The sequence below is a fragment of the Aureimonas endophytica genome (assembly GCF_014642635.1).
GTDB classification, from domain to species: Bacteria; Pseudomonadota; Alphaproteobacteria; order Rhizobiales; family Rhizobiaceae; genus Plantimonas; species Plantimonas endophytica.
Genome location: NZ_BMIQ01000002.1, coordinates 181,908 through 194,349 on the forward strand (window position 1 = coordinate 181,908; position 12,442 = coordinate 194,349).

General features: G+C 70.8%; 9 protein-coding genes. 7 read left to right on the forward strand and 2 right to left on the reverse strand.

The genetic code is table 11. The features are described from left to right. Positions 1 to 39: 39 nt before the first annotated feature. The 3 genes from IEY14_RS07190 to IEY14_RS07200 all read left to right on the forward strand — a co-directional run bounded on the left by IEY14_RS07190 (position 40) and on the right by IEY14_RS07200 (position 3,463). Complete coding sequence (locus IEY14_RS07190; RefSeq protein ID WP_188907552.1) at positions 40 to 1,173, forward strand: helix-turn-helix transcriptional regulator; 1,134 nt, start codon at positions 40 to 42, stop codon at positions 1,171 to 1,173. A gap of 45 nt (positions 1,174 to 1,218) precedes the next feature. Then, on the forward strand, positions 1,219 to 2,358 hold the full coding sequence (locus IEY14_RS07195; protein WP_188907553.1) for a helix-turn-helix transcriptional regulator: 1,140 nt from the start codon (positions 1,219 to 1,221) through the stop codon (positions 2,356 to 2,358). A gap of 298 nt (positions 2,359 to 2,656) precedes the next feature. Beyond that, positions 2,657 to 3,463, forward strand: coding sequence for a MipA/OmpV family protein (locus IEY14_RS07200; protein WP_188907554.1), 807 nt, complete (start codon positions 2,657 to 2,659; stop codon positions 3,461 to 3,463). A gap of 18 nt (positions 3,464 to 3,481) precedes the next feature. On the opposite strand, the gene IEY14_RS07205 is transcribed toward IEY14_RS07200, so the two are convergent. Further along, positions 3,482 to 4,237, reverse strand: coding sequence for an SDR family NAD(P)-dependent oxidoreductase (locus IEY14_RS07205; RefSeq protein ID WP_188907555.1), 756 nt, complete (start codon positions 4,235 to 4,237; stop codon positions 3,482 to 3,484). Between the two features lie 215 nt (positions 4,238 to 4,452). Here IEY14_RS07205 and hrpB point away from each other — a divergent pair, with 215 nt between their 5' ends. The 4 genes from hrpB (at position 4,453) to IEY14_RS07225 (ending at position 9,831) form a co-directional block, all read left to right on the forward strand. Beyond that, on the forward strand, positions 4,453 to 6,897 hold the full coding sequence (gene hrpB / locus IEY14_RS07210) for an ATP-dependent helicase HrpB (RefSeq protein ID WP_188907556.1): 2,445 nt from the start codon (positions 4,453 to 4,455) through the stop codon (positions 6,895 to 6,897). 79 nt (positions 6,898 to 6,976) lie between these two features. Then, a complete protein-coding gene (locus IEY14_RS07215; RefSeq protein WP_188907557.1) occupies positions 6,977 to 8,332 on the forward strand; it encodes an ActS/PrrB/RegB family redox-sensitive histidine kinase in 1,356 nt (451 codons plus the stop codon). A 145-nt stretch (positions 8,333 to 8,477) separates the two neighbouring features. Further along, positions 8,478 to 9,047, forward strand: a complete 570-nt coding sequence (locus IEY14_RS07220) for an ActR/PrrA/RegA family redox response regulator transcription factor (protein ID WP_188908089.1) — start codon at positions 8,478 to 8,480, stop codon at positions 9,045 to 9,047. Positions 9,048 to 9,120: 73 nt separating this feature from the next. After that, the gene (locus IEY14_RS07225; RefSeq protein ID WP_188907558.1) at positions 9,121 to 9,831 is read left to right on the forward strand and encodes an HAD hydrolase-like protein; all 711 of its coding nucleotides are present in this window, start codon (positions 9,121 to 9,123) and stop codon (positions 9,829 to 9,831) included. Here IEY14_RS07225 and IEY14_RS07230 read toward each other — a convergent pair. Further along, positions 9,805 to 12,408, reverse strand: a complete 2,604-nt coding sequence (locus IEY14_RS07230) for a PBP1A family penicillin-binding protein (protein ID WP_188907559.1) — start codon at positions 12,406 to 12,408, stop codon at positions 9,805 to 9,807. The two genes, IEY14_RS07225 and IEY14_RS07230, sit on opposite strands and share 27 nt — an antisense overlap. Between the last annotated feature and the right edge of the window lie 34 nt (positions 12,409 to 12,442).

Sequence of the window (12,442 nt, forward strand, 5' to 3'; positions counted from 1 at the left end):
TCAGTGCATGCGGTGATTGTATCGGGAGCGGATCGGCGCATGGCGTCCATCGATGATCTGATCGACGGATTCTACGACGCGGCCGAATCCCAAGAGCGGCTTGTCGAGGCGCTAACGGCGGCGCATCGCCATTTTCGCGCCCCGGCCGGCGGCCTCTTCGTGCAGAACCTACGGCAGGAGGCCGGGCGCATGCAGGGCGCCGAGGCGGCCATCGCGCTGGGTTACGATCCGGTCTACGGCCAAGCCTATTGGGACCGGTACTACACGCTCAATCCGATGTTCCATGTCACGAAGCAGATGGGCGCCGGGGTCGTCACGCGAGATACCGACACGCTCCGGCTGCCCTCCCGCCTCGTCTTTCAGGAAACCGAGTTCTACCGGGACTGGGCGAAGCCGCAGCATCTCGACCATGTGATGGGCGAGTTCGTGGAGCGGCGGGGCGACGGCGTGCTCATCATGGCGCTCTGGCGCTCGCGATCGGAGGGCGGCTTCGCGGCCGACGAGGCCGTCGCCTTCGCCCGCCTGAACCGCCATATCGCCCGGGCCATCGATATCGGCGCACGGCTGCGCTCCGCCGAGGCTGAGATGGAGACGCTGCTCGGGCGGATGCCCGCCGCCGTGGTGACGCTCGGCCGGGACGGCCATGTCCGGCAGGCCAATGCGCGGGCCGAGGCGCTGTTCGCGCTCGGCATCGCGCTTCGCTGGGAGGCGGGCCGGCTGCGCACGGCGATGCCGCAGGATCAGGCGGCGCTCGACCGGCTTCTCGCCTGCGCGCTCGATCCGCGCTTTTCCGCCTGGGCCGAACATGCCGCCGTGCCGATCCACCGGGCGGACGGACGCCCGCCGCTGACCGCCCGGACGATCGCCGTCGCGCATCGCTTCGACCCCTTCGCGCCCGACCGCGCCGCCTCGGTGATCCTGACCATCGAGGGCTTCGAGGCCGAGACGGAGGCGGTGGAAGCGCGGCTGCGCCGCCGCTTCGGCCTGTCGGCGGCGCAGGGACGGGTGGCGATGCAGCTGCGCGAGGGCAGGTCGCCGGCGGAGGCGGCACAGGCGCTCGGCCTGTCGGTGGAAACGGTGCGCAGCCATCTGCGCGTCCTCTTCCAGCGCACCGGCACGCGGCGGCAGACCGAGCTCGTGCTCTGCCTGCGCGGCGAGGGGGATCGGCCATAGCGGAACGGCCGCCGACCGGCCGCCGGAGGTTTCAGGGGAGAGGGAATGGCGCGCATGATCCCGGCAAGGGACGACATCATCGACGCGATCTACGAGGCGAGCCAGCATTCCGCACCGTGGGACAGGGCCATCGGCCTCGTCCAGGACAGTCTGCGCGCCCAGACGGGCAGCCTCTACGTCCAGAACATCCGCGATCTGACGGGGCGCACCGACAGTCTCGAAAGCGCGATCCTGCTCGGCTACGGCACCAAGGCGATCGCCGATTACGGCGACTATTATCATCGCATCAATCCCTTCTCGGTCCATGCCGAGCATTTCCCGATCGGCCGCATCGGCCGCGACACGGATCTCGACGCGATCGGCAAACTGCCGCGCTTCGAGGCGGGCGAATATTACGCCGACTGGGTGAAGCCGCAGGGCTTGCGGCATGTCATCGGGCAATTCCTGCGCCCGGCCGGCGAGGGGCTGCTGTGCTTCTGTTTCTGGCGCGAGGCGGGGGCGGGGGCCTTCGACGCAGCCGACAGCGCCGCCTTCGAGACCCTGACGCGGCATATCGGCCGCGCGGTCGCGGTCGGCAAACGGCTCGCCACCGCCCAAGCCGAGGTGCAGGCGATCCTGACCCAGCATGCCGAGGCGGTCATGACGATCGGCGCCGACGGGCGGCTGCGACAGGCGAACGCCCTCGCCGATCGCCTGCTGCAACTGGAAGTGGGCCTGAAGGTGCGGGGCGGCCGGCTGCGCACGGCGATGCCGCAGGATCAGGCGGCGCTCGACCGGCTTCTCGCCTGCGCGCTCGATCCGCGTTTCGCCGCCTGGGCCGAACATGCCGCCGTGCCGATCCATCGGGCGGACGGACGCCCGCCGCTGACCGCCCGGACGATCGCCGTCGCGCATCGCTTCGACCCCTTCGCGCCCGACCGCGCCGCCTCGGTGATCCTGACCATCGAGGGCTTCGAGGCCGAGACGGAGGCGGTGGAAGCGCGGCTGCGCCGCCGCTTCGGCCTGTCGGCGGCGCAGGGACGGGTGGCGATGCAGCTGCGCGAGGGCAGGTCGCCGGCGGAGGCGGCGCAGGCGCTCGGTCTGTCGGTGGAAACGGTGCGCAGCCATCTGCGCGTCCTCTTCCAGCGCACCGGCACGCGGCGGCAGGCCGAACTCGTGGTGTCGCTTCGGCAGGCGATGGGCTGAGCGGGGGAGGCTGCTCTCGCCTGCCGCGATTTTCACCCGAATGAGTGAGAATTGCGCGCTCTGGTCGCATACCCATACGTAAGGTTTTGCGGGGCGAAGCAAGAACAAGCGCATGGGGAGCACCTGCGCGCCCGCCCGCTATTCGCGATCGAGGGGCGCCCGCGCCCATTTCTGTCGCATAGGCGCAACGTCCTGCCGATGAAACGACGCGAACCGCGCTTGCGATCCCTTCCGTCATTGTCCGCTGCCTATCTTTCCCGCACATGATAGCGAAATCGCGTGCCGGGAGAGTTGCCGCATGTTCCGTTCCGTCCCCAGCCTGTCTCTTCTCGGGCTCCTTCTCGCCGGTCCGGCGCTCGCCGCCGATCTCGGCGAGGCGCCGGCGCCCGAAAAGCCGGCCGGAACGGACATCGTCATCGAGCTTGGCCTCGGCGGCAAGCTCGTGCCCGAATACGAGGGCGCGAAGGATTACGAGGTCGTGCCCTATCCGATCGTCAGCCTGGACTATCTCAGCATTCCGGGCCTCATCACCTTCGGCAGCATCGACCCGCAGCGCGGCGGCTTCTCGATCGGCCCGTCCTTCGGCTATACCGGCAAACGCGATTCCAACGACTATGCCGATCTTTCCGGGCTGCGCGACGTCGATCCGACCTACGAGGCCGGTCTGAAGCTCAGCTACGAATGGGATTTCGCGGAGATCTATGGCGAGGCGCGCTATGCCTTCGGCGGCGCGGACGGCTTCGTCGGCGATCTCGGCGCCAATCTCGTCGCCCGGCCGACGCAGGAATTGCAGTTCAAGCTCGGCCCGACGCTGACCTTCGCCTCCAGCGACTACATGGAGACCTATTTCGGCGTCTCGGCCGCCGAATCGATCGCGACGGGCGGCCGGCTCGCCGCCTACGAGCCGGACGGCGGCTTCAAGACGGCGGGCGTCGCGGCCTCGGCGCGCTACGAGTTCCGCCCCACCTGGTTCCTCAATGCCGAGGCCTCGTGGAACCGCTTCATCGGCGACGCGCAGGATTCGCCGATCGTGAAGACCGGCAGCGAGGACCAGTACACGGTCGGCCTCGGCCTTTCGAAGCGCTTCTCGCTCGACCTGTTCTGAACGTCCTTGCCCTGGCGGTCAGACGTGCTGACCGCCATTGATGTGGATCTCCGAGCCGGTCACGTAGGACGCCTGTTCGGAAGTGAGGAAATAGATGATGTCGGCGACTTCCGCCGGCTTGCCGAGACGGCGCAGCGGGATCGCCTCGACCAGCTTCTCCGTGCCGGGCGACAGGATCGCCGTGTCGATCTCGCCCGGCGCGATGGCGTTGACGCGGATGCCGGACGGGCCGAAATCCGCCGCCATCTCGCGCGTCAGCGAGGCGAGGGCCGCCTTCGAGGTCGCATAGGCCGTGCCGGCGAAGGGATGGACGCGGCTGCCGACGATCGAGGTGACGTTGACGATCGAGCCCTTGGCGGCGGCGAGTTCCTTCTGGAAGCCGCGCGCCAGCATGATCGGCGCGAAGAAGTTCACCTGGAACACGTCGCGCCAGACATGCATCGGCGTGCGGATCGAATCGAGCCGCGAGCCGCCATCGCTCTTCGGCGAGATCGCCGCGTTGTTGACCAGCGCATGGAGGCAGGAGCCGTTCGCCTCCAGCCGCCGGCGGATCTCCGAGATCGCGAAGCCGACATCTTCCGGGTCGGCGAGATCGACTTGGATATGGTCCTCCGGGCCGGCCGGCCAGGGGCAGTCGGTGGTGAAGGCCTGGCGCGAGCAGGTGATGACCCGCCAGCCCTCGCGCGAGAAGCGCTTCACCGTCGCATGGCCGATCCCGCGCGAAGCGCCCGTCAGCACCAACGCCTTGCGCTTGTCCGTCGCCTCTTCCTGCATCGCACCCTCCTTGCCGCCGTCGCGCCGCGACCGCGATGCGCCGCCCGGCATCGCCTTGCCTCGGCGCCACGTCTTGCACCACATCCCGCGATGACATGGAATGGCATGGCGCGGAAAGCCCGAATGCATAACATAACTATCATACTCAACTTTTTGCACCGCACTCGCGCCCCCCGCGATCGATCGGCAGCCGCGCCGGATACGGGGCCGTGCCGATGATCGAGGCCTTGGCCCGCCTGCCGGTGGCGGAGGCCCTGGCGCCGCTGACGGAGGCTCTCGGCGCGAAGGGCGCCGCCGTGCTGGTGGCGCCGCCCGGCGCCGGCAAGACGACGGCCGTGCCGCTCCATCTCCTGTCCGCGCCGTTTCTCGGCAAGGGGGACCGGATCGTCCTCGTCGAGCCGCGGCGGCTCGCCGCACGCGCGGCGGCGCGGCGCATGGCCGAGCTTCTCGGCGAGGAGGTCGGCGAGACGGTCGGCTGGCGCATGCGGCTCGACACGCGCGTTTCCGCCCGGACGCGGATCGAGGTGGTGACGGAAGGCGTCTTCACCCGAATGATCCTCGCCGATCCCGAACTCGCCGGCATCAAGGCCGTGCTCCTCGACGAGTTTCACGAGCGCTCGCTCGATGCCGATCTGTCGCTGGCGCTCGCGCTCGACGTCAAGGGCGCGCTGCGCGACGATCTGCGGCTGCTCGCCATGTCCGCGACGCTCGACGGGGCGAAGGTCGCGGCGCTGATGCGGGAGGCGCCGGTGGTGACGAGCCTCGGCCGCGCCTTTCCGGTGGCGCTGCGCTATCGCGAGCGGCCGGGGACGCAGACGATCGAGGACGCGGCGGCGGAGGCGGTGCGCGCCGCGCTCGCCGAGGAGGCGGGGAGCATCCTCGTCTTCCTGCCCGGCCAGCGCGAGATCGAGCGCGTCGCCGAGCGCTTGGCGCCGCTCGCCTCGCCGACGCTCGCCATCGCGCCGCTCTACGGGGCGATGGACGGGCGCGAGCAGGATCTCGCCATCCGCCCGGCGCCGTCGGGCACGCGCAAGGTGGTGCTCGCCACCTCGATCGCCGAGACCTCGATCACCATCGACGGCGTGTCGGTCGTGGTGGATGCGGGCCTGCGCCGGCAGGCCGTGTTCGAGCCGGCGACGGGCCTGTCGCGGCTGGAAACCGTGCGCGTGTCGCGCGCCGGGGCCGATCAGCGCGCCGGCCGCGCCGGCCGCACGGCGCCGGGTCTCGCCATCCGCCTCTGGCGGGAGGAGCAGACGGCCGGGCTCGAACCCTTCGACCGACCGGAGATCGAGGCGGCCGACCTTTCCAGTCTGGTGCTCGACTGCGCCGCCTGGGGCGTCGCCGATCCGCGCCGCCTCGCCTTTCTCGATCCGCCGCCCGGTGCCGCGCTCGCCGAAGCGCGGACGCTCCTCGCCGAACTCGGCGCGCTGGATGGCGAGGGCCGGCTGACCGCGCCGGGCGAGGCGATGCGCGCCTTGCCGCTGCCGCCCCGTCTCGCCCGCATGGTGGTGGACGCGCCGCGCGAGGAGCGGCTGACGGCGGCGCGTCTTGCCGTGCTCCTCACCGAACGCGGGCTCGGCGGCACGGATGTCGATCTCGCCGAGCGCCTGCGCCGGTTCCGCGCCGAGCGCGGCGCGCGGGCGAAGGGGGCGGAGGCGCTCGCCCGGCGCATCGCCGGGCCCGGCGCCGGCGAGGAAGCGGGCGAGGTCGGCGGCCTTCTCGCGCTTGGCTTTCCCGATCGCGTCGCGGCGGCGCGGGGCGCGCGCGGCGCCTTCGTGCTGGCCAACGGGCGCGGCGGCGCGGTGGACGCGATCTCGGCGCTCGCCGGCGAGCCCTTCCTGGCGGTCGCCGAACTGCAAGGGGCGGCCCGCTCGGCCCGCATCGTCTCGGCCGCCGCCATCGCGCGCGAGACGATCGAGACGCGGCTGGCCGACCGGGTGACGGAGGAGCTCGTCACGCAGTTCGAGCCGGCGAGCGGCGAGGTGCGCGCCCGCCGCATTCGCCGCGTCGGCCGCGCGGTGCTGGCCGAGCGGCCGGTGCCCGTGCCGGCGGAGGAGGGGGCGAGGGCGCTCGCCGAGGGCATCCGCGCGCGCGGTCTCGCCGGCCTGCCCTTCGGTTCGGACGGGGAACGGCTGCGCCTCCGGCTCGCCTTTCTCCATGCGAGCCTCGGCGCGCCCTGGCCGGATGTCGGGGAGGCGGCCCTGCTCGCCACGCTGGAGGACTGGCTCCTGCCCTTCGCGCCGGGCGCGACGCGGCTCGCGGCGATCGGCGCGGGCGCCGTGCAGGAAGGGCTGCTGGCGCTCGTGCCGCCCGATCTCCGGCGCCGGCTCGACGCCTTCGCGCCCTCGCATTTCGAGGCCCCGACCGGCTCGCGCCTGCCCATCCGCTACGAGGCGGAAGGGCCGGTCCTCGCGGTGCGCGTGCAGGAGCTCTTCGGCCTGACGCGCCATCCCGCGATCGCCGACGGCCGCCTGCCCCTGATCCTGGAACTCCTGTCGCCGGCGCATCGGCCGATCCAGATCACACGCGATCTGCCGGGCTTCTGGGCGGGCTCCTGGCGCGACGTGCGCGCCGACCTGCGCGGCCGCTATCCGAAGCATTTCTGGCCGGAAGACCCGGCCTCGGCGGCGCCGACGGCGAGGGCGAAGCCGCGCGGCTGATTCTCCGGCCTTTACGCCCGCGAGGGTGGAACCGATTGTCGCACTTGTCCCTTTCAGCGGCAAAGGTTCAGAGCCCCGAATGGATCAGATCGCCAACGGCCGGTTCGCCGTCCGTCCTTCCGCCTTCACCACGGATGTCAGCGAGAGCCAGAGGATGCGGCTGGCGACGCTCACGCGGCTGCGCTGGATCTCCGTCGGCGGCCAGACGGCGGCCTGCGTCTTCGTCGCCTGGGGCCTCTGGTGGCCCTATCCGGTCTTCTGGTGTCTCGGGCTGATCGCGCTGTCGGCGGCGCTCAACATCGTCCTCGAATTCTCGCATCCGAAGAGCCGGCGACTGTCGGCGCGGGCGGCGGCGGCGATCCTCGCCTTCGACATCGTGCAGCCGGCGCTCCTCCTCCTCCTCACCGGCGGGCTCGACAATCCCTTCTGCGTCTTCCTCATCGTGCCGGTGATCATCGCCTCGGCCAGCCAGCCGCTGCTCACCACGATCGGCCTCGGCATCCTCGCGGTGATCGCGGTGACGATCCTCGCCTTCTGGCACATGCCGCTGCCCTGGCCGGAAGCGGTCGGCTTCGTGCTGCCGCCTTCCTATATCGGCGGCTTCTGGTTCGCCCTCGTCACGACGCTGGTCTTCGCCGCGATCTATATCCATCGTGTCGCCGCCGAGGGACGGACGCTGGCCGACGCGCTGGCCGCGACCGAGCTCGTTCTCCAACGCGAGCAGCACATCACGGCGCTGGACGGTCTCGCCGCCGCCGCCGCCCACGAGCTCGGCTCGCCGCTCGCGACGATCTCGGTGGTCGCCAAGGAAATGGCGCGCAGCACCGCGCAGACCGATCCGCAGCGCGACGACATCGACCTTCTCGTCCAGCAGACCGAGCGCTGCCGCGACATTCTCGGGCGGCTGACCAGCCTGTCCTCCTCCTCGGAGGAGCATATGGCGCGGCTGCCGATCCTGTCGCTTCTGGAAGAGGTCGTCCAGCCGCATCGCAATTTCGGCATCGAGCTCGTCGTGAACGCCCATCCGGGTTTCGCGTCGGAGCCGGTCGTCCGGCGCAATGCCGGCATTCTCTACGGACTCGGCAATATCGTCGAGAACGGCGTCGACTTCGCCGCGAGCCGCGTCCAGATCGATGTCCAATGGAACGCGTCCGGCATCAAGGTCGCGGTCGCCGACGACGGACCGGGCTTCGCGCATGACGCGCTCGACCGCATCGGTGATCCCTACATGAGCTATCGCAGCCGGCGCGACCGCAATGGCGGGGGCGGCCTCGGCCTCGGCCTCTTCATCGCCAAGACGCTTCTGGAGCGCTCGGGCGCCGGACTTTCCTTCGCCAACCGCTCCGATCCCGAGACGGGGGCCGTCGTCACCATCGCCTGGACGCAAGACATCTTCGCCCAGCAGGACAGCCGGCAAATGGTGGCAACAGATTGAAACATAACCCGTTCGACGTCATCTCTGTGGGTGACGAACTGAGATTTGCAATGCCGCGAAGCGACGCATCCTCCGATCCGAGGCTCCGATGCGCAGGGCTGCGGTGGTCCATGCCCGAGACAGCGAAGGGATCTGGTTCATGCTGATGGAAAACGAAGCCGCGACGCCCGCGCGCGCGCAACTGCCCCAGGGAGACCGCTCCCTTCTCCTCGTCGACGACGACAAGCCCTTTCTGCAGCGCTTCGGCCGGGCGCTGGAACAACGCGGCTTCGACGTGACGACCGCCGACAGCGTGGCCGAGGGCGTCGCGGCGATCCGCGCCAAGGCGCCCGCCTATGCCGTGGTCGACATGCGCCTGTCCGACGGCAACGGCCTCGACGTGATCGAGGCCCTGCGCCAGGCGCGCGCCGATTCGCGCACCATCGTTCTCACCGGCTACGGCAATATCGCGACGGCGGTGACGGCGGTGAAGCTCGGGGCGATCGACTATCTCGCCAAGCCCGCCGACGTGGACGAGGTGATCAGCGCCCTGATGCACGAGACGGGCAACCGCGCCGAGCCGCCGGAAAATCCGATGTCGGCCGATCGCGTGCGCTGGGAACATATCCAGCGCGTCTACGAGCTGTGCGAGCGCAACGTCTCGGAAACCGCGCGACGCCTGTCGATGCATCGCCGCACCCTGCAGCGCATCCTCGCCAAACGGGCGCCGCGCTGAGCGGCGCCGCGATTCGCATGCCGCCGGCACCCGCCGATTGACGGCGGCCGGCCGGACCCGCATGACGGGGGGCATGGATCCGCATATCCCCTGCCGACTGGCGATCTTCGATTTCGACGGCACCCTTTCCGACTCGCTGCCCTGGTTCATCAGGGTGCTGGACGATGTCGCGGCGCGCCATCGCTTCCGCCGCGTCGACGACGATCTGGCGGTTCGGCTGCGGACCATGGAAACGCAGGCCATCCTGAAGGAGCTCGGCATTCCGCTCTGGAAGGTGCCGGCCATCGCTCGGGACCTGCGCCGCCGCAAGCTGGAGGCGGTGCCGCCGGTGCCGCTTTTCGCCGGGGTGCGGGAGATGCTGGAAGGGCTGAAGGGGCGCGGCACGACGGTCGCGATCGTCTCCTCCGATTCCGAGGGAAGCGTGCGCCGGACGCTCGGGGCGGAGATCGCCTCGCTCGTCTCCCATTTCAATTGCAGCGCCTCGATCTTCGGCAAGGCGGCGAAGCTCCGGCAGGTCGCCTCGCAGAGCCGGCAGCCGACGGCCGGCGCGATCTATATCGGCGACGAGACCCGCGACGCGGAAGCCGCCGCCAAGGCGGGCCTGCGCTTCGGCGCCGTCACCTGGGGCTATTCCACCCGCGCGGCGCTTCTCGCCCACCGCCCGGCCTTCGTCTTCGACACGCTCGCCGAAATCGTCGGCGCCCTCCATGGGGCGCAGCGCCCCGAGGCGGCGCGGCTCGTGGCGGCGCGGCCGCTGTTAGCCGCCGAAGAAGTCGCGGAATAGCGAGCGGTCGAGCGGGCGCACCCGTTCCACCGGACCTTCCAGCACCGCGTCGGGCGGCAGCTGGTCGCGCCGCACCAGCCGCGAAGGCCCGCGCGCCGGGGCGATCTCGGCCGGCGGCGCGTAATAGCCGTCGTCCGGCGGCAGGTCGCGAGGGCTGCCATAGACATCGTCCGGCGGCAGCGGCGCGACGCCATAGGCCGGATCGCCGTCGCCATAGCCATAGCCGCCATCGTCCTCCACCGCCGGGCGGCGCCCGTCGTCGCGGCGAATGACGCGGGGCGGCGGGGCGAGGTCCTCGCGGCGCGCGATCTCGCCGGGCGCGGCGCGCGATTCCGGCTGGCCATGGCCTTCCGCCGCCAGATCCGCCGGCGGCGCGATCGCGCCCTCCGCCGTGCCGGGGGCGCCGCCGGCGATCTCGTCATCCGCCGGCAGGTCGCGGCCGTCCATGCCGTTGGAGGCGGTGAGCGGTTCGCCGTGATCGCCGCCGATCACGTAGTCGCCCGGCAGGGGCATCGGCGGCAGGCCTTCATGCGCCGCCGTCATGAACTGGTGCCAGGCGGCGGCCGGCAGCGTGCCACCGGTCACCTTGCGCATCGGCGCGCCATTGTCGTTCCCGAACCAGACGCCGGTGGTGAGATTGGCGGTATAGCCGACGAACCAGGCATCCTTGAAATCCTGCGTCGTGCCGGTCTTGCCGGCCGCCTGCCAGTCCTTCAACGCCGCCTTGCGGCCGGTGCCGCGCGTCACCGTGCCTTCCAGCATGGCGTTCATCATGCCGACGATCTCCGGCTTCACGATCACCGGCGGCACGCCGGCCGGGCGTTCGTAGAGCACCTTGCCGGAAGCATCGGTGACGCGGTTGATGAGATGCGGGCTCGCCTGGTAGCCGCCATTGGCGAAGGGGGCGAAGGCGCTGGTCAGCTCCGCCAGGGTCACTTCCGACGTGCCGAGGGCGATGGAGGCATTGTCGACGAGCGGCGTCTTCACGCCCATGCGCGTCGCCGTGTCGATCACCGCCTTCGGGCCGACCGCCTCGGTGAGCTTGGCGGCCACCGTGTTGAGGGAGTGGGCGAGGGCATCCGCCAGCATCACCGGCCCGCGATAGCGCTGGTCGTAGTTCTGGGGCGACCAGTTGCCGATCCTGGTCGGCGCGTCGTCGACGATGGTTTCCGGCCGCCAGCCGGCTTCCAGCGCCGTCTCGTAGACGAAGGGCTTGAAGGCCGAGCCCGGCTGGCGCTTGGCGTCGACGGCGCGGTTGAACTGGGAATCGGCATAGTCGCGGCCGCCGACCAGCGCCCGGATCGCCCCGGTGCCGTCGATCGCGACGAGGGCGCCCTGGCTGACATTCTGCTTGGCGCCCTGGATCGTGTCGCGGATCGCCTTCTCGGCGGCGCGTTCGAGGCCGAGATCGAGCGTCGTCTCGACCACGACATCGCCGCCGACCTTGCCGACGAGCGTGCCGAGGTCGCGCATCACGAGATCGGCCGCGTAGTTCTCCGCGCCGTTCCAGTAGCTCTTGGCCTTGATCGGCTTCTCGTCGCGCGCCGCCTCGAAATCGGCCTGGCTGATGACGTTCTCCTCGCGCATCGCCTGGAGCACGACCACGGCGCGGGCCTTCGCCGCCTTCGGGTCGTTGGCCGGCGACAGGCGGGAGGGCGCCTTGAGAAGGCCGGCAAGGAGCGCCGCCTCGCTCAAGGACACGTCCTTGGCGCTCTTGCGGAAATAGCGCTGCGCCGCCGCCTCGACGCCGGTCGCGCCGGAGCCGAAATAAACGCGGTTCAGATACATTTCCAGGATCTGGTCCTTGCTGAACTTCTGCTCCAGCCAGAGGGCGAGGATCGCCTCCTGCGCCTTGCGCTTGAGGCTCTGCTCGGGCGTCAGGAAGATGTTCTTGGCAAGCTGCTGGGTCAGCGTCGAGCCGCCCTGGACGGTGGCGCCGGCGGCGAGATTCTCCGTCGCCGCGCGCAGGATGCCGACCGGATCGACGCCCCAATGGTCGTAGAAGCGCCGGTCCTCGATCGCCACCACCGCCTTGGGGATGAAGGGACTCATCTCGGCGAGCGACAGCGCCTCGCCGCCGGTGAGGCCGCGATTGGCGAAGGGCTTGCCGTCGACCGAGACCACCTTCACGTTGGGCGGCCGGTCGGGAATGCTCCAGGCTTCGGAGGGCAGGCTGGCCGCGACATAGGCGACGAGGCCGAGCGCCGCGATCGTGCCCCAGAAGCCGAGGCCGAGCGCCAGCCGGAAGAGATGCGAAAGGAAGCCGCGACGCCGCCGGCGCGGCTCCGCGTCACCGCGTCCCCCGCGACCAGTGCCACCGCCGCCGTTGCCGCCATTGCCGCCGCCACCACGGCCGCCGAAGAAGCGGCGCCGGCCCTCCTCGGCGGCCGGCTGCGCAGCGTCGCTTTCGGCGAAGCGCGGCTCCTCGCGTCCCTTGCGCCCGCCCCGCGCGGCGCGCGGCGCGGCGGCCGCGATCCGGCTCGGGCGATCGTCGGAGGAGATGCTGATCTCGTCGTCGCGGGACGGAGGGCCGAAGCTCGGTTCGACACGGTCGTTCGAATTGCGGCGTCCGGCCATCGGTCCCCTTCTTGCGTCCTTCGCGGAGCCCCGG